This is a genomic window from Rhodanobacter sp. Root179, assembly GCF_001428465.1.
GTDB lineage: Bacteria > Pseudomonadota > Gammaproteobacteria > Xanthomonadales > Rhodanobacteraceae > Rhodanobacter.
On sequence record NZ_LMHR01000083.1, the window covers coordinates 95,200 to 114,552 of the forward strand.

Below are 19,353 nucleotides of genomic sequence, written 5' to 3' on the forward strand. Positions count from 1 at the left end.
CGCGCCGCCCGTGTGCCAAGAGTCGGGTGTGCACGATTGAACGCCGTGATTAGAGTAAATGCTTCGACACGCGCTTCTGGTACAGACGCCTGGCCGACAGTCGAAGGAATGCACCGATGAACCGACCGAAACGATTTCACCCGTCGGGCATTGCCCTGGCCGCGCTTGCCCTGCTCGTCGCGGGCTGCTCCGGCGTGGCCACCCGGGATATCGAAGCCGAGCGCGCTTCGCTGCAGCGCGACCCGGTCAGCATGAACGCGAAGAATCTGCCGGAAGCGCACATCGACGCTTCCGGCGCGGTGAAGGTCGGCACGGATCAGCTGCCGCTGACCGACGGGCAACGCGCGCTGACCCGCGACTACCGCGCCGCCGTGATCGAACTGGTTGACCTGACCCTGTCCGGCACCGCGCGGATCACCGATCACGCCATGAGCCGGGTGCTCCTTGCATCGCTGATCGGTCGGGGCGACGAGGCGGGAGAAAAGGTCGGCCGGCAGGCCGAAGCCATGGTCCACTCGCCGCAGTTCTGCCAGCTGCTGGACAAGGTGCAGCAGAGCCAGGACCGCATGGTGCAGTCGGTGGTGACGCTGCGGCCCTACGCGAAGATCGATACACGCGCGGTCGAGAATTGCCGGGCCGGAAAGCCCTACGACGCCAGCATCTAGCCAGCGCGATGCGGCGGCGGCGCATGCGGGCGCTGCGAAAAGTTGCGGACCGACCGCGATGCATTCGTTGTCGCGTCCTGTCTCATCCGCCTGGCCGCGCCCGATCCACCGACTCTTTCGCGGCGGGTGCTGCCGGCTCATTGATCGCTGGAACGGATCAGCGCCAGGCCCGCGGGGGTCAGCTGCAAGGAGGCCGGGGCGACTTCGCTCGCTTCCATCTGCAGGACCAGACCCGCCGCGATCAACCGTTCCGCGCCGGCCTTGTCCACGGTGGCAGCCTGCCCCTGCGCCACCCGGGCCAGGTTCTCGTAATCGCGTGGACCAGGTTGCGTCGGCATGGGCATGTTCTCCGGGTCGTGGTTTCGATCTCGCCCTGGCAATCGATGCTACAGCTGCGCGGACATGGTCGAGGACAGCCAATCCGTGGCGCGCTGGCGCCACGGCCGTGCGCGCCACTGCGGCAGGGTCAGTTCGTGCGAGCGGGTCAGGTCCTGCTCGATCACCTCGATCATGTGCGCGGCAAACGCATGGTCGTAGATGGCGATGTTGGATTCGTCGTTGAGCTGGAACGAACGGTTGTCGAAGTTGGCCGATCCGGCGATGGTCAGATAGCCGTCCACCACCATCAGCTTGTTGTGGAACAGCGACGGCTGGTAGCGGTACATCCGCGCGCCGGCCTGCAGCATGCTGCCCCACTTTGCCTGCGAGGCGTCGCGCACCACCGTGCTGTCCACGTGGGGTCCGGGCACCACCAGGCGCACGCGCACGCCCCTGGCCAGCGCATCGCGCAGCGCGGTCAGGGTGAGCTCGTCGGGCACGAAGTACGCGCATTCCAGGTCGATGCTGCGCCGCGCGCCGTTGATCGCCATCAGGTACATCAGCTGCATGTTCTGGCTGCCACCCTGGGGCGAGCTGGCGTAAGCCTGCACGGCGAGGTCGCCGCCGACGGCAATGTCGGGGTAGTAGTCCGGACCAAGCAGGACCTCGCCGGTGGTGGCGAGCCAGTTGCTGCCGAAGATCGCCTGCATCTGCGCCGCCGCCGGGCCCTCCACGCGGAACTGCATGTCGCGCCAGTGATCGGGCTGGGTGCCGTCGCCGTCCCATGCGTCGGCGATGCCGACGCCGCCATTGAACGCCACCTTTCCGTCGACCACCATCAGCTTGCGGTGGGTGCGGTTGTTGACGCGGTCGATCGCGTACCAGCTCAGTGGATGGAAGTATTCGAAACGCACCCCGCCGGCGCGCAGCGCGTCGATCACCTCCTGCTTCATGCGGGTGGAGCCGACCCAGTCGGCCAGCACGCGCACCTTCACGCCCGCCCGCGCCCGTTCCGTCAGCGCGGCAACGAACTCCTTCGAGACGTTGCCGGACCAGTAGATGTAGGTTTCCAGATTGATGCTGTGCCGGGCCGCGTGAATCGACGCCAGCATCGCGGGGAAGATCTCCGCGCCATTCTGGAAGTCCTGCACCGCATTGCCCGCGCTGACGCCGGTGCCCAGCAGTGCACCCAGCTCGCGCCGGAACTGCGCGCTCTCCACCGCACTGACGTGGCCTGTGCGCTGCTGCAGGCCGCGCGTGTGCGGCCACAGGTTGAGCAGCACGATGCCCACCAGACACGCGGCAAGCACGCCCAGACCCAGCCACAGCAGACGCCGCCGCCATCGCACCACTGAAACCATCGTGACTCCTCATCCGGCAGTGGCACCAGCCTGCCTTCGAGGATGCAACGGGAGCGTGATGCAGGCGCGTGGACCACGCTCAGCGCGAGCGGGGCCGGGTCACCGTTTCAGGCATCGCCGAATCACTAGTAACCCGCCGCCAGCCCCGCCGGCCGACGCGGATCGTTGGCGCCCTCCAGCAGGCCGGTCTTCGGATTGAGCAGGATCGCCTCGACCGCACCGCCGCTGAACTGCTTGAACGTATAGCCCATCGATTCCAGCGTCTGCTGCGATTCGGGCGTGAGCAGGCCCTGTCCCGCGTAGACCACGTCGGGATACCACTGCTGGTGCAGGCGCGGCGCGTTGACGGCCTGCTGCATGTTCATGCCGAAGTCGACCACGTTGAGGAAGCTGCCCAGCACCGAGGAGATGATGGTGGCGCTGCCGGGGCTGCCGGTAAGCATGAACGGCTTGCCATCGCGCAGCACGATGGTCGGCGTCATCGAGCTCAACGGCCGCTTGCCCGGTTCCACCTGGTTGATCACGCCCTGCACCAGGCCGGCGCCATTGGCCACGCCCGGCTTGCCGGTGAAGTCGTCCATCTCGTCGTTGAGGAAGAAACCGGTGTCGCCGGCGATCTGCTTGTTGCCGAACAGGAAGTTGACGGTGTACGTGGTGGAGACGGCGTTGCCGTCCTTGTCGACCACCGAATAGTGCGTGGTGTGGTTGCCTTCGGGTGCGCCGAGGCTGCCCGTGATCTCGGACGATGGCGTGGCCTTGTCCGGCTTGATGGTCGCGCGAAGCTTCGCCGCGTGTGCGTCCGAGAGCAGCGTGTCGATCGGGTTCTGCACGAAGGCCGGATCACCGAGGTAGGTGTTGCGATCGGCGAACGCGCGACGCTCGGCTTCGACCAGGTAGTGCACGCTGTTCACCGAACCGTAGCCCCACTTGGCCAGCGGGTACGGCTTGACGATCTGCAGGATCAGGCACAGCGTGGTGCCGCCCGAGCTGGGCGGTGGCGCCGACACCACGGTATAGCCGTGGTATTCGCACTGGATCGGCTTTTCCCACTGCGCGGTGTAATCGGCGAAGTCGCGCAACGACAGGATGCCGCCGTTGGCGTCACTGCCCTTGACCACGGCGCGGGCGATCGGCCCTTCGTAGAATGCCTTGGTGCCGCCGTTCGCGATCAGCTCCAGCGTATGCGCCAGGTCCTTCTGCACCAGCCGCTCGCCGACCTTGAACGGCTTGCCGTGGTTGAGGAAGATCGCCGCCACGTTGGCGTGCTTCGCGAAGCCGTCGTTGCCGGAACGCAGGCTGTCGACGTCGCCCTGCTGGAGGATGTAGCCCTCGCGGGCCAGCTTGATGGCCGGCGCGATGACCTGCTTCAGCGACATCGTGCCGTAGGCCTTCAACGCGGTGTCGAAACCCATCACCGTGCCGGGCACGCCCACGCCGAGATAGGTGTCCGTGCTGCGGCCCTCGACCACGTTGCCTGCGGCATCCTGGAACATCGTGGGCGTGGCCTTCGCCGGCGCCTTCTCGCGGAAGTTGAGGAACAGGTTGCGACCATCCTTCAGATGGATGGTCATGAAGCCGCCGCCGCCGATGTTGCCGCAGCATGGATGCACCACGGCCTCGGCAAAACCCACCGCCACCGCGGCGTCCACCGCATTGCCGCCGCGCTTGAGGATGTCCACGCCCACCATCGTGGCCAGGTGCTGGGCGCTGACCACCATCGCATGCTTCGCGGTCACCGGCCTCGCGTTCTGCAAGGCCTCGCGCGTGTTGTCCGGCTCATGCCCGGTCTCGTCGGGATTGACCTGCTGGGCCAGCGCCGGGGCGATGAACGCCGTCAGCATCGCCACCAGCAGGGCGCGACGTGGCCAGCGGCGGTGGTGGAACGCCCCGGCGGCAGTGGCTGGGCTGCAATCGATGCGCGGCGTGTTCGTATCGGGCATGGGTTCATCCTCGGCAGTGATCGATCCAGCATAGCCCCACCCGCCCGCATCATGAAAAGCCGCAGTATCTTTCGGTAACTTCCCGACTCGAGTGAATCATGACCATGCGCTGGATCGTCTGCCTGCTGCTTCTTCTCTGCGCCGATGCCCACGCGGGCAGGCCCCCGTCCAGCGAGCCCGCGACCAGCGAACCCGTGGCCAGCGTGCGCGTGGCCTTCGATCGCGACGGCATCACCGCCACGCGGGTGCGTGGACTGGCCGACAAGTCCACCGGCCGCAAGCTCACCGCTGACGATCCCGTGCGCATCGCCTCGATCTCCAAGCTGGTCACCACGCTGGGCGTGATGCGACTGGTGGAGGCCGGCAAGCTCGACCTGGATGCGGACGCCTCTGACCTGCTGGGCTGGCGCCTGCGCAATCCGGCTTTTCCGGAGGCGCCGATCACCCTGCGCCTGCTGCTGTCGCACCGCTCCAGCCTCACCGACGCGGCCGGCTATTGGCAGACGCCACTGGGCGGAAAGCTGCGCGACATCGTCGAGGATCCGCACGCGTGGGACACCCGCCATGCGCCGGGCACCTACTTCCGCTACACCAACCTCAATTTTCCGCTGGTGGCGCAGATCATGGAGCGCGCCACCGGCGAGCGCTTCGACCAGCTGATGGAGCGCCTGGTGCTGCAGCCGCTGGGCATCGACGGCTGTTTCAACTGGGACCGCTGCGACGCGGCGACCGCGGCACGCGCCGTGGTGCTGTACGACGCGGACGGCAAGCCGGTGAAGGACGACAACCACGGCCGCAAGCCCGATTGCCCGGTGACACCGGCCGCCGACGGCAGCTGCGACCTGTCGCAATGGCGGGCCGGCGACAACGGCGCGCTGTTCTCGCCGCAGGGCGGCCTGCGCATTTCCGCCAACGGCCTGGCCCGCATCGGCCGCCTGCTCCTGGGCAACGGCAGCATCGACGGCCGGCGCCTGCTCAAGCCCGCCTCCGTGCAGGCGATGATCACCCCGCAATGGCACTACCGTGCCGGCAACGGCCTGACCTACGAAGAAGATACCGGCGATGCCGACGCCGGCTTCTTCTGTCGCTACGGCCTGGCCGTGCAGACCCTGGCCACGCCCGTGCAGGGCTGCCGTGACGACCCGTTCGGCGACGGCGTGGCGCGCATCGGCCACTCCGGTTCCGCCTACGGACTGCAGGCCGGGCTGTGGGTCGATCGCAAGAGCGGCACCGGCGTGGTGTGGTTCGCCACCGGCATGCCGGACGAGCGCACCGGCGGGAAGTCGGCGTTCAGCGCGGTGGAGGAGGCGCTCGCGCACTGAACCCTCCGTCGACGCCTTGACGCCATCGTCGTCGATCGACCACCTCGCGTTAACCCGGCGCCGCCTAGCGTGCTTTGCTCCATCCCGTGAAGGAGCAGCGTCATGTCCAAGGGCGACAAGTCGTCGTACACCGACAAGCAGAAACGCGAAGCCGCGCACATCAAGCAGAGCGAGAAGAAGGAGGGCAAGTCGGAAAAGACCGCCGAGCGCATCGCGTGGGCCACGGTCAACAAGCAGGACGGCGGCGGCAAGAAGTCCTGAGCCGCCGGGCATGCCTGGCCGCATCGCGGAGCTTGTCGATTCGGCCGCGGGTCGTTCGTCGTACAGTCGACGCTCCACGAGCGTAGAGTCTCCACACTTCGTGCCACCCGGGGAATGCCGCCATGACAAAGAAGCTCTTCATCAGCCTGCCGATCGCCGACCTCAAGGCCTCGGTCGACTTCTACCGTGCGCTGGGGTTCGAACAGAACCTGCAGTTCAGTGACGACAGCGGCGCCTGCATGGTGTGGAGCGAGGCGATCCAGGTGATGGTGATCACCCACGCCAAGTGGCGCACGTTCACCGATCGGCCGTTCCCGCCGGCGGGAAGCTGCAACTCGATGCTCTCGCTGGCGCTGGACAGCCGCGAGGCGGTGGACGCGATGAACGAAGCTGCGGCAGCCCACGGCGGCCAGGCCGACGTGAACCCGGCCGAGGACATGGGCTTCATGTACACGCGCGATCTCGCCGATCCTGACGGCCACATGTGGGCGGCGCTGTGGATGGACCCGGCGGCGATGCCTGCTGCCGAACAGGGCTGAGTCCCGCTCCATGGCGCCATGGTTGGACGCGACCCAACGCAGACCGATCGTCGCCATCATCGTGACGACGCTGATGGCAGTCATCGTGGTGATCGCCGACCTGGCCAGCGGCGGCCGTTCTGATCCGCCGGCGCTGCGCGCAGCGGCGACCCTGCTCGATGGCGGCTGGCGATTCCATACTGGCGACGATCCGCGCTGGGCCGACCCCGATACGGACGATGCGGCGTGGGAAGTCATCGACACGACCGCTCCGCCCGGCAGCCACGACGGCGACGTGGGCCTGCCCGATTACGTCGACGGCTGGATGGCGCACGGCCATCCCGGCTATCGCGGCTACGCCTGGTATCGACGCGCGGTGACGGTGCCGGCAGGCAGCGCGGCGTGGGACATCCTCGGTCCCACCCTCGTCGAGGACGGCTACGAACTGTATTGGAACGGCCAGCGGCTGGGCGGCTCGGGAAGGCTTGGCGCCGACCCGCGCGTCGTCGGCACGCGGCCGCTGCGGTTTGCCCTTCCCGCCGATGCGGCGGGCACTCGCGGCGTGCTCGCGGTCCGCACCTACATGCTTCCCGCTTCCGCGATCAGCGCCACCGGCGGCGGCATGCACAGCGCGCCCATCCTTGCACCGCGGCCAATCGCCGCCGCACTCCACCGCGTGCAATGGCAGCGAACCATTGCCGGCTATATCGTCGACGTGATCGAACCGATCGCCATGCTGGCGCTCATCGGCCTGGCGCTGGCCTGCGGGTCACGCAGCCGGCGCAGGGGCTTCCTGATCTTCGCCAGCATTGCGCTGGCGCTTGCCGCAGCCAGGCGCCTCAACAATGCAATCGTTTCATGGACCGACCTGCAGGACCTGACCACCTATGCGTGGCTGGCGTCGGTGATGTGGGTGCCGACGATCGCCGCCTGGTTGCTGGCCTGGAACCGCTGGTGCCTGCGCCCGTGGCGAAGCATCGATGTGCTGGCCATCGTGCTGGCGATTGCCGGGACGGTCGGCGCCATGACGCATGCGGCGAGCTGGACCAGCGGCACTCGACTCGGGGCGATCGCGCTGTTCGTCGTCATCGCGGCGCGCATGGTGCGCCACGGCCCGATGCGAATCCTGGCGCTGGTCACGCTGGCCTCGATCATGGCCGGGCTGTTCGGCGGCGAGCTGCTCGATCCGATTGACGTGCCCGGCATCTGGTTTCCGTTTGGCATCGGTGTGTCACGCACGCAATACGTCTACGCGATCGCCATCCCGCTCCTGGCCATCCTGATCGTGCGCACTCTCGCCCCGGACAGGGATCCGGGACTGAGCGATTCGGTCGGGTGACCTGTTTCGACTGGTCGGTTCAGCCGCCAGCGTCGACGAAGGCCCAGACCCGGGAGATCACCACCGAGCCCTCGCCGACGGCCGAGGCCACGCGCTTCACCGATCCGCTGCGCACGTCGCCCACGGCAAAGATGCCGGGCCGCGAAGTCTCGAACAGCGAGCTGGCGCCGACCGCCGCGCCGGTGAGCACGAAGCCGTGCTGGTCGAGCCTGACCAGGTCCGCCAGCCAGCCGGTATTGGGAGCGGCGCCGACCATCACGAACAGCGCCCGGCTCGGCACCGTCTCTTCGGCGCCGCTGGCGGCATGACGGATCGTCACCGCCTCGAGCTGCTCGTCGCCGTGCAGCGCGCCGACTTCGGCGCCGTACTCGATGGTGATCGTGGGCTCGGCCTCGAGCCGGCTCGACAGGTAGCTCGACATCGACGCGGCCAGTGACTGGCCGCGCACCAGCAGGCGCACCCGGCTCGCCGTGCGGCTGAGGAACATCGCGGCCTGGCCGGCCGAATTGCCACCGCCGATGATGATCGCCTCGGTGCCCTTGCTGTAGCGGGCCTCGATATCGGTCGCGGCGTAATACACGCCGGCGCCTTCGAACTCGGTCAGCCGCGGAATCGGCAGGCGGCGATACTGCACGCCGGTCGCCACCACCACCGCCTTGCCCCGGACCCGCTTGCCGTTGTCGAAGGTGGCGCAGAAGCCGCCCTCGGGCAGCGCTTCGAGCCGGGCCACGCGGCGGGGCATGGCGAAACGCGTACCGAACTTCATCGCCTGGATCTGGCCGCGCCACACCAGGTCGGCACCGGAGATGCCGGTGGGGAAACCCATGTAGTTCTCGATCCGGCTGGACGTGCCGGCCTGACCGCCGATGGCGACGTCCTCGGTCACCAGCGCGCACAGCCCCTCGGCGCCGGCATAGACACCGGCGGCCACGCCCGCCGGCCCGCCGCCCACGATCAGCACGTCGAAATCCTCGTCGTCGACCAGGTCGAGGTTGAGGCCGAGCAGGCGCGCGATCTTGTCCGGCGTGGGATCGTCGATGACCGTGTCGCGGCCGAAGATCACCGCGGGCCGGCCCGGCGCCAGCGAACAGGTGGCGGCCAGCGCGTCCGCCTCGGCGCTGCCCAGTGCATGCGAGGCGTAGGGAATGCGGTTGCGGTCGGCGAATTCGGCGATGCAGCGGACCTCGCGGTCGCGCTCCTCCCCGATCAGCACCAGCGTGCTGTCCCGCTGCTCGATCTGCCGGCGGCGACGCGCGGCAAAGACCGTGATGATGATGTCCGACATCTCGGGAATCCGCGACATCAGGGTCAGCATCGTGGCGCGCGGCACCTCGATCACCGAGGTGTCGCGCACGGCACGCATCGCCATCGAGGCGTTGCCGCCGTTGAGGAACGATATCTCGCCCATGAACTGGGTCGGCCCCAGCGTCGAGGGCAGGTGGCGCTCGTCGGTATAGGCGTTGACCACCTCGATCTCGCCGTCGAGGACATAGACGAAGCGATCGGCCAGCTGACCGGGCCGCGCCAGGTACGTGCCGGCCGTGTAGCTCACCTGCCTGCCCGCCTCGCGCAATGCGGCGACGTGCGCGGGTGCCAGCGGCGTGCGCTGCATCTCGCTCAGGTTGGCGCCGATCGATTCCATGGTCCTGTCCTTGCGGTGGGCGGGTCGGCCACCCTGCGCGGGTGGCTCCGGGAAGTCACGTCCGGCGGATCATGCCATCCGGGCGAACTCCGGCGATGGCCCGCGTCAGTCGTTGAGCAGGTCCATCCAGTTCCGCGGCACCTGTTCCGCGGGACCGGGCACCGGCTGATCGAGTGGGTGCATGTGCGGTGCGCGCAACGTCGGGCCGTTGAAGGTGGCACCGCTGCGGTAGTCGTAGAACCAGTCCTCGCCGGGCTCGAAGCTGGTGATGATCGGGTGGCCCGTCTCGCGGAAATGCGCGGTCGCATGCTGATTGGGCGACGTGTCGCAACAGCCGACATGTCCGCACGTGGCGCATCGGCGAAGATGGAACCACCACTGGCCAGCCTGCAGACATTCCACGCAACCGGTGCCCGAAGGCGCCACCGCGGGATCGATATCGTCACTGCCGTGCGGATCATGCGTCATGGTGGATTCCTCGGCTCGGGTCGTCCCCCGAAAACGTCGCAGAGTCGACGCGGTCGTGTCCGGAAGAACGGTTCGGTGAGTGCGGTCGTGCTACGCCTGCTTCTGCGTGGACGGTGACTGCGCAAAGTGCGGCAGGGCTTCATCCAGGCAAACCCACGATGGCGCGCTGGACGTCCAGATGTCCAGTGCCGGCTGGAAGCCACTGGTGTCGTCCAGGCTGCTGAAGCGGATGGACATGAAATCCGGCCTCGCCTCACCCATGGTGAACAAGGGGCTGCCGCAGGTGGCGCAAAAGCTCCGCGTGACCAGGAGACCACTGGATACGCTAACCGCATATTCCTGCGGCGAGCCCGTGATGTCGACGGACGCCCTCGGCACCACCACGCCCGAGGCAAACGGTGCGCCGCTCGATTGCTGACAATCGCGGCAATGGCAGTTCAGCATGGCCAGCGGCTCGCTGGAACACGCGTAGCGGATGCTGCCGCAGGCGCAGCCGCCCGAGAACGGAACCTTCATGGGAGCCTCTCGAATACATGGGTGGGAGGCGAATGATGTCACGGGCAATCGCCATCAGGCCACGGAAACTGACCCGACACGAACTGCGCCGACGAGCCCGACGGCGCGATGCGCAGGCTCGAACAGACGACGATCGGACTTCAGTGAAACAGGAGGATCAACAGGTGAGCACGAAAAGCAGCGGTCACGATGGAGGCGGCGGCGCCCCACACGATGGGAATCGCTTACATGACGTTGCCCTCGTTTCCCTCGACCAGAAACGGACCTGCGGTCGTCACCGCAAAGATCACGTAAAGCCAGCTCAGCACGATCGCCGCCCCAAGTGCCCACCAGAACGCCGCGCTTGTCAGGGCGATGAAGCGAGCGACCAAGGCCACGATGACGGGTGTAATGAGCTTGTGGGTACAGAGGAAGTCGCTGATCCGCGAAGGCAGTCGCCCCTTTTGAACAACCCTATCGCGGCGCCAGAGCCGAGCACGTCCAGCGCGAAGAAGATCCACAGGAAACGGGGCATGGGGGCTATCCGGCAAGGCCGAAACGTTGAGAGCATCCCATCTTCTCCACCGGAGTCACACCCGGTCATCGGTGGAAGCCCTTGCCACCGGTCAGGCAATGTCGCTGATCCCTCTGGCCGCGCCTCCTTACTGACCACGCCTCGACTGACGGATCAGGAGATGCAAATAAGTCAGATACAGCGCCGTCGCCGCCAGCGGAAGGCCGTACCACCCATACGACAGCGCGCTGCCGCCACGCCAGTGCAGATACAACACGATTGCCGCACTCAGCACGCAACTACCCGGCAGCGCGAACAACGACAGATCCAGGATCTTCATCTGAACCCGGCGAAATTGGCCACCGTTGGCCAGGCCACCGGCGGAGAAAGCCACCAGCATGAACAGGACGTGGGCCAGCATCAGCTGGCCTAACGTTCCCAGCACTGTCCATCCGATCGACATGCCTCTCCCTGCCTTGTTGCATCGGCACCCGATTGGCGCCGGGCAATCGTGCCTGCTCTCGCGCAAAAAGTCCTGGCGACCTCAGGCACTGGACTGATGCAGGCATCAAGCAGGCACTCGTCGAACTGCGACGAGCCCATCCTTGCCGGGGTTGGCGCAAGCTGTACTACGTGTTGTTGGATCGTGGCCACGTCGATGTGCCGGTGCCCAGCAGCATCACGCACATCCTTCGGCGCCACGGCTTGATCCCTGAGCGAAACGCCGGCCAAGGCGGCATGGAAGCGTAAAGTTCTGGCGAGCGCGGTCGCCGTATCTCGACAGAAGAGCACAAGGGCCAGATTCACTTGCCGCATGCGGCTTGATGAAGCTGATCCACTGCCCGTCAAGCGCCCCTGGCCCTGCGGCCTACAAATTCACCCGCTTGCCGACAACCCATCCGGGTGTGTGCCAGTCGATATCGTACGAGGCGCCCTTCTCGTCGTGGTGCGAGCCCACTCCGATCACGCTGCCGACCTCACCGGGCTCGAGCGTGAAGAACAGGGTGACGTGGCCGGCGCCCTTGCCCGTGGTGATATGCCGAATGCTTTTGCCGTTGTGCCGAACGACCGAGCCATTACCGCGCCCGTCGTGGCCGAGCACGTTGCCCGCCGCCGTCAGAAGACTTGCCTTCCAGGCGGGCGATCCGCCCCCGACCTTGGAAGTGATGAATGCGGCAATGTCTTCCGCCGTCATCGAACCGTGCTTTCCGCCTATCTTCTCGCCCCAGATCACTGCCATTTCAATCTCCTTGTTGGCTTGTGTGATTTTCGTCGACATCCGTTTGGCAAAGGCTTGGCATTGAAATGCAGAGAACGCTGAGGCGCGACACATTCCAATTCACCTTTATACACTCCCGCCTGCGCGGTGACATCGGGGCGGAGTTAAATGCGTCGATTCAATTATCTTCGTCACCTCTATCCCCACACGACAGCGACCATCATGCTCCGCGACCTCATCGGAATGGATGTGGCTTGACGACTGAAATCATGCCTCGCCATGACGCGGCGTCGGCCTGGATGGAATCCGGGGCAAGGCAATAGCTGCAATTGCCGCAAGCAGCATGCTGCAGCCCCACACGTACGCGCCGACAAGTACCACTTGTGACTGAGACAGGAGCCAGGAGTACGCATGCAGTCCAGGAACAAGCACTGAAGTAGCGGCCACCACAAGGAGTGCCGCCCAAAACCGGCGGGCGCGAATATTCTTGCGTCGCCAGAGGCTGCAGGAAACATAAAGGAAAATGGGGTTGGCATACCAGGCGAAATCGCCGGTCAGCGGGCCGGCCCAACCTTTCAGCAGGATCTCAAACCCGAACAGGAAGCGATCTGTTGGGTAGTCATCCCAGACGGACGCCGGCAAGACCAGCGAGATGACGAATAGCGCATTGGCGATGGATGCTACGTGGATTCTTTTGTTGACAGCTAACATGACACCCGCCACCCGAGTCAAATGGAATTGCATAGCGCAGACAGCGGCGTAGCAACCCGCCCCAGCCGCCGTTGACACGGCGAAACTACCGTCTGGGCCATGAGCAATGGTAGAGGCGGCACCGGCGACCGTACACACGACGACGCTGCGACCATCTCCCTGTCGACAAGCCGACAACCTGCCCAGTCACAGCGGCGGTGGTGACCACAGCGGTTCAATCGCGGCGACGCCGCTTCCTGTTCGCGCGCACTTCGCCCTGGCATGTGGCCCGTGATCACGCATTTGATTGCCCCGCCCCCTCGGGTTTGCTTGTGGCGACTTCGTCGCCCTAACCGATGAACGCCCTCAGCAACTCGTGGACTGGGCGACGCAGGATGCTCTCGTTGATGAAGAACGGCATGTAGCCGTCTTCGAGGTGGACACGAATATCCGCCGCCGCGAGGCGTTGCTCCAAGCCCACCAGCCGCTCCGGCGCGATATACACCTGACAGATGTTGCTGGCGTGGGGTATCCGCTGCAGCCTGAAACCACCGGCGGCCTGCAACGCCGTCAGCAGTTGCTCGCCGCGCTCGCGTGCCTTGATGAAACGTTCGGCGAAGCCGGGCAGCGTATCGAGGACGGGCAGTGCTGCCTGCCAGCCGGACATGATCTGGCCGCCGAACAGGTGGCGCAGTGCACGCGCCCGGGCCACCATTTCACCGCTGCCGGCGAGGATCGCGCCGTACGGCGCACCCAGGTATTTGTAGAGCGACACGTATACCGTGTCGAACAGCGCGCTGGTGCGCTTGAGGTCAAAGCCAGGCGTGCCGTAGAGCAGCATCGCGCGCGCCCCATCCCAGTGCATGCCGATGCGATGTTGCCTGGCCAGAGCAGCAATCCCCTCAAGCTGGTCGAACGGAACGCTGGCCCCGTGATGCCGTCGCACCGGACTCTCGATCGAGATCGCGCCAACCTTCAATGGTGCGTGGCTGCTCTCCGCTTCATCGATCGCCGCCTTGAGCTCATCCATATCCGGTATCGCCTTGCCCGCTGACAACGGCACCAGATTGATCCCGCTCAGCGTCTGACTGGCATCGCTCTCGTCCAGGTAGACATGGCTGTCATGCTGGGCGAGCGCGTGGCGGTTGTCGCCGCACAGCAGGCGCAGCGCCAGCTGGTTGGCGAGCGTGCCGGTGGGCATGAACGCCGCGTCCGGCTTGCCCAGCAGGGCCGCCATGGATTTCTCCAGCTCGCCGACGGCGCCGCCTTCCAGATATCTGTCTTCCGCCAGCGGGTAGCGTTCGACCAGATGGGCCAATCGCCGCGCCTCCTCCAGCGGACTCAGCGGCGCCGCATCACGCAGCAGCGCCACCGTCCGCGCGCTGACCGGTGCAGGCGTCTTCTTCGCAACACTTGCGGCAAACAGCGCGGGTGCCGCCTGCATCAAGCCCAAGCCACCGACAGCCGCGGGTAGCCCGGCAAGAAATGTGCGTCGGCTCAGCGTCATGTGCGTATCCCCTGGTTTCGATGATTCGACGGGTTTCGGACGAAGCAGCTCCTCGCAATCCACGACCTCACGGGGCAGCTACGTCGAGCACTTGCATGGACACCACCTTGCCGCCGTCGACCCGCCGCTGCCCGACTTCGTGGAAGCCTTGCCTGGCATGAAAACGTGCGGAGGCCGGGTTGGGCGGATCGATATCGAATTCGCAGGCGATCAGCGGCACCGCGTCCGCCGAGGCCAGCGCACGGACATCGGCATAGAGCCGACTGCCGATGCCCCCGGCCTGCCCGTCACCGGCGACCACGATGCGGTCCACGTACAGAAAGCGCGCATGGCGCTGTGCGAACCAGCGGTAGTTGGCGCCGTCGTAATCCGCGCCCTCGCGGAAGGCGAGCAGGAAAGCCTCGATCCGCCCATCCCGCTCGACCACCCGATGCACGGCCGCCTGCGCATGCAACTGCGCCAGGCGCCCTGCGTCCAGCGGACTGAGCACGGCGACGAAGGCCTCGTTGAGGGCGAGGATCGCGGGGAAGTCGGCAGGATGGGCGTTTCGAAGCATCGGGCGACCTTACATGGATTCATGCGGGAAGCGACGCGCCTGCATCGGGCAAACGCGTCCCGCCATCCGGTTTCGCGGGTTCGTCCACTCAGGACGGCGTCAACTGCCGGTTCAAGTGTGACGGCAAGGCGCCGGCATTGTGTCGCCAATGCGTCGCGCCCAGCTCCACGATGTCGTAGTAGTCGGTGCGCCAGGCCGCGTATTGCATGGAGCCCAGGAACGCCTGCGGCAGGCTGGATGCGTAGGCGCCCGGGTTGTAGGGCAGGCCCGCCTTGCTCGCCACCGCCATGGACTCGTGGTAGCTGTGCATGCCGCCGCCGACGAGATAACCCACGATGGCGAGCACGTACTGCTTGAGCGGCTCCCCGCGAAACACGCCGGCGAAGGCGAAGGCCGATTGCAGCAGCGAGCCGGTGGTGCCCGAGATGCCGGCGCCGAACAGCAGATTGCGCGCGTCGACGTCATCGTAATAGGCGTCCGCTTCCGGCTGGCGCGTGCGCGCGGTGTCGCGCTGGAACATGTCGACGCCGCGACCCCGCGCGATCGCCGTGGTGCCCACCGCCCCGGCCTGCTCTGGCCTCACGATTCCCCCGACGCTGGTGGCGCCAGCGCGCTGCGCGGCCGGCTTGCGGCCACGCTTGGCGGCGTCGTCGAACCAGTCCTGGCGCAGGATCGGCCCCCAATGGTTGTACGCCGCCAGTTGCTCGCCACCCAGGGCGGGGAGCACCTTGCGGCCGACGGCGTCATGGATCGACATCTTCTGGTCCAGCCGTCCCCGCGCCAGCGCATTGAAGATGCCCTTGCGCACGCCATCGGGCCCGAGCGCCGCCTTGGCCACCGTATCAATGCGGCCGAAGCCGCTGCCGCCGCCGGTGTAGAAATACTGGCCGATGGCGAACAGCTCCCTCGTCAGCGCGGCCCGATTGGTCACCAGCTGGTGGTCCAGGTATTTCTGGATGGCCAGATTGACCTGCCCGACCCCTTCGTCCGTGAACTGCGGATGATCCAGCGCCATCAAGCCGAGCGCCGACTCGGCGAGGCGACGGCGATCCTGGCTGACCAGGCTGTCGTAAGGCCGCAGACCCGCCGACCCGCCCCGCCAACTGGTGTGCTCGCCGGTCTTGGCATACACCACCCGCCGGTCGGCCGTGAGCGCCCAGGGCACGTAACTCTCCACCGACGTGCGCGGCAGCACCCCCTGCGGAAAATTCTGCGGCGTGAAACTGCGCGGGTCGCCAAAGCTGCGGATGAGGAACTCGGACATCGACTTGCTCCAGGACAGGAACCACCGGTGGAGACGAGCGGCGCGACGCCCGCGATGGCGCAGTCTGCCGTGACCAAAGCTTTCAGAGACAGAGAACACTACTCGCCAGGCGGTATCGCAGTCACGCCGCGGGAGCGTGTCGAGCCCCGGGGCGCCGAGACGGCATGCCGCCGGCAACCCGCATCTCTTGTGCAACTCTCTGCGACTCGACCGACGGCCAGGGGAGTTCCAGGGTCGCGCCAAGCCAGGCGGTACAGAAGCGCACACATACCAGCCACTCACCTGACCTTCGCCATCCCGCACCTGCATTCGCCGAGGATCGGGCCCCCACCTCGAGACTTGACCTCCTTCCCCTGAGGTTCCGCTGATCGTGACAAGGGCCATGAACAATGCTGCCCGCCACTCATGTGAGCGACCAAGATCAACGAACCCGTTCAAATGCGTCCGTTCCGAATGGCACTGGATTCAGCGGAATATCAAGATCAACAAGTGGACAAGCACGACTGAAGCAGCGGACACGACTGGAGCCAAGGCTCCCCACAGAGCAGTGGCCAAATAGACCACCGCACCATCGCTTCCCTTGGGGATGAGCGCGCATCCAGTGGCCACCGCGAAATACAGGTAGAGCCAACTCAGGACGATCGCAGCCCCGAGTGCCGGCCAGAACGCGGCGAAAGCCAAGGCAACGAAGGGAGCGACCAGAGCCACGATGACGGGCGTGAGAAGCTTGTGCAGGCTTAAGAATTCCCCCATCGCCACAGGCAATCTGCCGGCCTTGAACAGCCATACTGCGGCGCCAGAGCCAAGCACTTCCAGCGCGAAAAAGACCAACAGAAAGCGCAGCATGGGAGTCATCCGACAAGGCAGGCGAGAGAAAGAACCAGGCGCCGGAGATGTTGTTCACCACCTCCAGAACCCTCACAGAACCCCATCGTCGCCACCGGAGTCACGCCCGACCATCAGTGAAAACCTTTGTCACCAGTCAGGCAATGTCACTGATCTCTTTGGCTGCATCGCGTTACTGACCTCGCCTCGACTGACGGACCAGGAAATTCAGATAAGCCAGGCACAGCGCCGTCGCTGCCAGCGGAAGGCCATACCACCCATACGAAGACGCGCTGTCGCCGCACCAGCGCAGGTACAACACGATCATCGCACTCGGCAAGCAACTGCCCGGCAGCACAAACAAGGATAGGTCCTGGATCTTCATCTGAACCCAGCGAAACTGGCCGCCGGTGGCCAGGCCACCGGTTAACAACCTTCAAGGACGACCGCAGGATTCAATTCGGTCAGGCGATTGAGGAAGGTATGGAAGTCATCGAACTGGGCGATGAAGCGCAGCGTTCCGCCTCGGTACTCCAGCTGCAAATAGCCAAGCTGGCCGCGTCCGGGGCTGATGGAGACGACATCCTGCACGCGCATGCGCGTTTCGCCGAGCGGGCTGCGGAAGCTGAGCCACCCACCGGGTTCGATGGCGATGCGGCGAGGCATGGAAAGGGTGCTGTATGTCACCCACAGCACCACGCAGATCCACACGACCAGAAAACCGAAATTGAAATCGGTAACCTGGACTCTTCGGAGGGCTGAAGCAATCAGCACCACCAAGCCGAACGCCAGCATCAACAACGGGATGACGACGGGCAGCAGCGCTGAAGCGCTGGCGCTGTTCAAACGCCATTCCCGCGCTGTTTCGTTCAGTGTCATGGACCGCCCCCTTGTCCTTCTTGCGCCGTTGGCATCGCATGCTGCTTCGTTGATTCAAATGTGGAAACCGCTTTCCTCATCCGAATCAACGGAAACGAAGTTAATTACGTTAGCTTAATTAACTCCACCCATTTATTCGTGACCCCGTTATTGCCGCGTATTAAACTTTACTCGAACCCTTGTTTATGAAAATAGAAAAAGCCAAGTTCATTTACCCACGAGGGTTAATGAACTTGGCCCTTCTTCTGCATTATTTTATACTTCTATTTAATTCTGGCCAGTAGTCGCAGCGCCCTTCCTGACAAAAACGGCGTCGTCGATTTTTTCGAACGCCACTTGGTATGCTTTTGGATCCAAAATGGGGGTGTCCTCGTTTCGACTCTGCCCATACGCGCTTGAATTGCTGCGAGTATTTACAAAATTCAAGCGCACACGCACATAACCAGGTCTCATTTCCTCGACAAAAGCCGTTGCTTTAGTCTGGCCGCTTGATGCCACGCCGCCCATCGCCTGCCAAAAGCCTGTCTTATTGGTTGTTGGGCTTGCTGCAGTTATAAAGCCCGTGTCCTTGTCAGCACTCTGAACGATGTACCCTAAGTCTTGAAAGACGCTCAAAACCGATCCAAATGCGATCGTCTTGGTCGTTTCAAATTCCTTTGTCTGAAAGGACTGAATCTGCAACGACGTTGGCGCCGGATTTGGCGAAGTTGCGCAACCAGCTAGAGCGGCCACCACAAGGCAACCCGCAACGATAAACTTTTTCATCCCCTGTTCCCCCTGCGTTTAAAATTCGCTCGAGCGACTTCTGAAATCTGAAACCAGATTATCCTTCCCGAACTTGATGATCAATGTCATGGTTCGCTGAGTCTGCTCAAATCCCGAAGCAGAATTTCCGCCCCCAGCAAGGATCACGGTCCAGTAATTGCTACTGGAGCTAGATTGGGTCACCGTTGCTTGACGCTGATAAGACCAAACCTCTTGGCCAGACCCATCTATGGTCGTGATGTTTGGCGCACCAAAATGCTCCAACACATCAGCTTTTGACGTCTGACCAACCTTCACGTTCAGCTGTACGTTGCCGTGCGTCAGCTCACCGTTACGAGTAGTTACAGGTTTTGTGTTGGTTTGAACACAGCCCGAACCGAGCACCACGAATAGTGCGAATCCAACCCCATTAATCCAATTCATATCGCCCCCTGTAGTCGCTGCAATTTCTTGCAGGCGATCACTGTAGATCATGGTGATATATATGCCAAGAAGCAAAAAAGGGCGGCACAAGCCGCCCTTTTCATTCTCTCCACCACATTACCCGCACTTCGAATACCCACAATTCAAGCAAGTCTGGCAGTTGTCCATCAACACCAAGGCCTTGGTGTTGCACTTGTCGCACATCATCGAGCCCGGCGGAAACGTCAGCGCGTCGGTGGCGGCCGTACCGGTGGTAGCGCTGGCATCGGTCTTTGCGCTGGCGGCCTCGTAGGCTTTCCGCTTGTCGGCGATCAACTGCCGCGTCGCCGCATCCATCTCCGGATCATGGATCAGGCCGATGTTCTTCATGTGCTGCTCCACC

The 19,353-nt window shown here is 64.7% G+C and carries 20 protein-coding genes and 2 pseudogenes; 5 read left to right on the forward strand and 17 right to left on the reverse strand.

Annotation, left to right across the window (positions count from 1 at the left end; all coding sequences use genetic code 11):
• The first annotated feature begins 116 nt into the window (after positions 1-116).
• The gene (locus ASD82_RS12510) at positions 117-665 is read left to right on the forward strand and encodes a hypothetical protein (protein WP_056718155.1); all 549 of its coding nucleotides are present in this window, start codon (positions 117-119) and stop codon (positions 663-665) included.
• Positions 666-802: 137 nt separating this feature from the next.
• Here ASD82_RS12510 and ASD82_RS12515 read toward each other — a convergent pair whose 3' ends face one another.
• The 3 genes from ASD82_RS12515 to ggt all read right to left on the reverse strand — a co-directional run bounded on the left by ASD82_RS12515 (position 803) and on the right by ggt (position 4,284).
• On the reverse strand, positions 803-1,003 hold the full coding sequence (locus ASD82_RS12515) for a hypothetical protein (RefSeq protein ID WP_056718156.1): 201 nt from the start codon (positions 1,001-1,003) through the stop codon (positions 803-805).
• 48 nt (positions 1,004-1,051) lie between these two features.
• The gene (locus ASD82_RS12520; protein ID WP_082585330.1) at positions 1,052-2,344 is read right to left on the reverse strand and encodes a phospholipase D-like domain-containing protein; all 1,293 of its coding nucleotides are present in this window, start codon (positions 2,342-2,344) and stop codon (positions 1,052-1,054) included.
• A gap of 125 nt (positions 2,345-2,469) precedes the next feature.
• The gene (gene ggt, locus ASD82_RS12525) at positions 2,470-4,284 is read right to left on the reverse strand and encodes a gamma-glutamyltransferase (protein WP_056718157.1); all 1,815 of its coding nucleotides are present in this window, start codon (positions 4,282-4,284) and stop codon (positions 2,470-2,472) included.
• 98 nt (positions 4,285-4,382) lie between these two features.
• On the opposite strand from ggt, the gene ASD82_RS12530 reads away from it, so the two are divergent.
• The 4 genes and pseudogenes from ASD82_RS12530 (at position 4,383) to ASD82_RS12545 (ending at position 7,724) form a co-directional block, all read left to right on the forward strand.
• Entirely contained in the window at positions 4,383-5,606 is a 1,224-nt protein-coding gene (locus ASD82_RS12530; RefSeq protein WP_056718158.1) for a serine hydrolase, read from the forward strand.
• 102 nt (positions 5,607-5,708) lie between these two features.
• Positions 5,709-5,864: pseudogene (locus ASD82_RS17955) on the forward strand (HupB); the annotation flags it as partial.
• 125 nt (positions 5,865-5,989) lie between these two features.
• Entirely contained in the window at positions 5,990-6,406 is a 417-nt protein-coding gene (locus tag ASD82_RS12540; RefSeq protein ID WP_056718159.1) for a VOC family protein, read from the forward strand.
• Positions 6,407-6,416: 10 nt separating this feature from the next.
• Positions 6,417-7,724, forward strand: coding sequence for a hypothetical protein (locus tag ASD82_RS12545; protein WP_056718160.1), 1,308 nt, complete (start codon positions 6,417-6,419; stop codon positions 7,722-7,724).
• 19 nt (positions 7,725-7,743) lie between these two features.
• Here the strand turns inward: ASD82_RS12545 and ASD82_RS12550 are convergent, their stop codons facing one another.
• The 14 genes and pseudogenes from ASD82_RS12550 to ASD82_RS12605 all read right to left on the reverse strand — a co-directional run.
• Positions 7,744-9,366, reverse strand: a complete 1,623-nt coding sequence (locus ASD82_RS12550; protein WP_056718161.1) for a cyclic nucleotide-binding domain-containing thioredoxin-disulfide reductase — start codon at positions 9,364-9,366, stop codon at positions 7,744-7,746.
• A gap of 105 nt (positions 9,367-9,471) precedes the next feature.
• Complete coding sequence (locus ASD82_RS12555) at positions 9,472-9,834, reverse strand: UBP-type zinc finger domain-containing protein (protein ID WP_056718162.1); 363 nt, start codon at positions 9,832-9,834, stop codon at positions 9,472-9,474.
• A gap of 90 nt (positions 9,835-9,924) precedes the next feature.
• Positions 9,925-10,350, reverse strand: coding sequence for a GFA family protein (locus ASD82_RS12560; RefSeq protein ID WP_056718163.1), 426 nt, complete (start codon positions 10,348-10,350; stop codon positions 9,925-9,927).
• A gap of 641 nt (positions 10,351-10,991) precedes the next feature.
• Positions 10,992-11,306: a hypothetical protein gene (locus ASD82_RS12565; RefSeq protein ID WP_157599261.1), complete on the reverse strand. Its 315-nt coding sequence runs from the start codon at positions 11,304-11,306 to the stop codon at positions 10,992-10,994.
• A gap of 405 nt (positions 11,307-11,711) precedes the next feature.
• Complete coding sequence (locus ASD82_RS12570) at positions 11,712-12,122, reverse strand: hypothetical protein (RefSeq protein WP_056718165.1); 411 nt, start codon at positions 12,120-12,122, stop codon at positions 11,712-11,714.
• Between the two features lie 207 nt (positions 12,123-12,329).
• Positions 12,330-12,773 carry a hypothetical protein gene (locus ASD82_RS17785; protein WP_157599262.1) on the reverse strand — a complete coding sequence of 148 codons (444 nt, stop codon included), beginning with the start codon at positions 12,771-12,773 and terminating at the stop codon, positions 12,330-12,332.
• 328 nt (positions 12,774-13,101) lie between these two features.
• Positions 13,102-14,259 carry an aminotransferase class I/II-fold pyridoxal phosphate-dependent enzyme gene (locus ASD82_RS12575; protein ID WP_082585331.1) on the reverse strand — a complete coding sequence of 386 codons (1,158 nt, stop codon included), beginning with the start codon at positions 14,257-14,259 and terminating at the stop codon, positions 13,102-13,104.
• 67 nt (positions 14,260-14,326) lie between these two features.
• Entirely contained in the window at positions 14,327-14,815 is a 489-nt protein-coding gene (locus ASD82_RS12580; protein ID WP_056718167.1) for a GNAT family N-acetyltransferase, read from the reverse strand.
• Between the two features lie 88 nt (positions 14,816-14,903).
• Entirely contained in the window at positions 14,904-16,079 is a 1,176-nt protein-coding gene (locus tag ASD82_RS12585; RefSeq protein WP_056718168.1) for a hypothetical protein, read from the reverse strand.
• 465 nt (positions 16,080-16,544) lie between these two features.
• The gene (locus ASD82_RS12590) at positions 16,545-16,925 is read right to left on the reverse strand and encodes a hypothetical protein (protein WP_056718169.1); all 381 of its coding nucleotides are present in this window, start codon (positions 16,923-16,925) and stop codon (positions 16,545-16,547) included.
• Between the two features lie 405 nt (positions 16,926-17,330).
• The gene (locus ASD82_RS12600) at positions 17,331-17,783 is read right to left on the reverse strand and encodes a hypothetical protein (protein ID WP_056718171.1); all 453 of its coding nucleotides are present in this window, start codon (positions 17,781-17,783) and stop codon (positions 17,331-17,333) included.
• 267 nt (positions 17,784-18,050) lie between these two features.
• Positions 18,051-18,548, reverse strand: coding sequence for a hypothetical protein (locus tag ASD82_RS17410; protein ID WP_082585332.1), 498 nt, complete (start codon positions 18,546-18,548; stop codon positions 18,051-18,053).
• An 18-nt stretch (positions 18,549-18,566) separates the two neighbouring features.
• The gene (locus ASD82_RS17415; protein WP_157599263.1) at positions 18,567-19,022 is read right to left on the reverse strand and encodes a hypothetical protein; all 456 of its coding nucleotides are present in this window, start codon (positions 19,020-19,022) and stop codon (positions 18,567-18,569) included.
• 66 nt (positions 19,023-19,088) lie between these two features.
• Positions 19,089-19,353: pseudogene (locus ASD82_RS12605) on the reverse strand (NrdJb); the annotation flags it as partial.

What these genes read in the sequence shown, in the direction of transcription:
- ASD82_RS17785 (WP_157599262.1), bottom strand. Translation starts at nt 12,773, where the DNA reads ATGTTAGCTGTCAACAAAAGAATCCACGTAGCATCCATCGCCAATGCG.
- ASD82_RS12545 (WP_056718160.1), top strand. Translation starts at nt 6,417, where the DNA reads ATGGCGCCATGGTTGGACGCGACCCAACGCAGACCGATCGTCGCCATC.
- ASD82_RS12585 (WP_056718168.1), bottom strand. Translation starts at nt 16,079, where the DNA reads ATGTCCGAGTTCCTCATCCGCAGCTTTGGCGACCCGCGCAGTTTCACG.
- ASD82_RS12530 (WP_056718158.1), top strand. Translation starts at nt 4,383, where the DNA reads ATGACCATGCGCTGGATCGTCTGCCTGCTGCTTCTTCTCTGCGCCGAT.
- ASD82_RS12560 (WP_056718163.1), bottom strand. Translation starts at nt 10,350, where the DNA reads ATGAAGGTTCCGTTCTCGGGCGGCTGCGCCTGCGGCAGCATCCGCTAC.
- ASD82_RS12550 (WP_056718161.1), bottom strand. Translation starts at nt 9,366, where the DNA reads ATGGAATCGATCGGCGCCAACCTGAGCGAGATGCAGCGCACGCCGCTG.
- ASD82_RS12520 (WP_082585330.1), bottom strand. Translation starts at nt 2,344, where the DNA reads ATGGTTTCAGTGGTGCGATGGCGGCGGCGTCTGCTGTGGCTGGGTCTG.
- ASD82_RS12600 (WP_056718171.1), bottom strand. Translation starts at nt 17,783, where the DNA reads ATGACACTGAACGAAACAGCGCGGGAATGGCGTTTGAACAGCGCCAGC.
- ASD82_RS12590 (WP_056718169.1), bottom strand. Translation starts at nt 16,925, where the DNA reads ATGCTGCGCTTTCTGTTGGTCTTTTTCGCGCTGGAAGTGCTTGGCTCT.
- ASD82_RS12580 (WP_056718167.1), bottom strand. Translation starts at nt 14,815, where the DNA reads ATGCTTCGAAACGCCCATCCTGCCGACTTCCCCGCGATCCTCGCCCTC.
- ASD82_RS12540 (WP_056718159.1), top strand. Translation starts at nt 5,990, where the DNA reads ATGACAAAGAAGCTCTTCATCAGCCTGCCGATCGCCGACCTCAAGGCC.
- ASD82_RS12565 (WP_157599261.1), bottom strand. Translation starts at nt 11,306, where the DNA reads ATGTCGATCGGATGGACAGTGCTGGGAACGTTAGGCCAGCTGATGCTG.
- ASD82_RS12575 (WP_082585331.1), bottom strand. Translation starts at nt 14,259, where the DNA reads ATGACGCTGAGCCGACGCACATTTCTTGCCGGGCTACCCGCGGCTGTC.
- ASD82_RS12570 (WP_056718165.1), bottom strand. Translation starts at nt 12,122, where the DNA reads ATGTCGACGAAAATCACACAAGCCAACAAGGAGATTGAAATGGCAGTG.
- ASD82_RS12510 (WP_056718155.1), top strand. Translation starts at nt 117, where the DNA reads ATGAACCGACCGAAACGATTTCACCCGTCGGGCATTGCCCTGGCCGCG.
- ASD82_RS17410 (WP_082585332.1), bottom strand. Translation starts at nt 18,548, where the DNA reads ATGAAAAAGTTTATCGTTGCGGGTTGCCTTGTGGTGGCCGCTCTAGCT.
- ggt (WP_056718157.1), bottom strand. Translation starts at nt 4,284, where the DNA reads ATGCCCGATACGAACACGCCGCGCATCGATTGCAGCCCAGCCACTGCC.
- ASD82_RS17415 (WP_157599263.1), bottom strand. Translation starts at nt 19,022, where the DNA reads ATGATCTACAGTGATCGCCTGCAAGAAATTGCAGCGACTACAGGGGGC.
- ASD82_RS12515 (WP_056718156.1), bottom strand. Translation starts at nt 1,003, where the DNA reads ATGCCGACGCAACCTGGTCCACGCGATTACGAGAACCTGGCCCGGGTG.
- ASD82_RS12555 (WP_056718162.1), bottom strand. Translation starts at nt 9,834, where the DNA reads ATGACGCATGATCCGCACGGCAGTGACGATATCGATCCCGCGGTGGCG.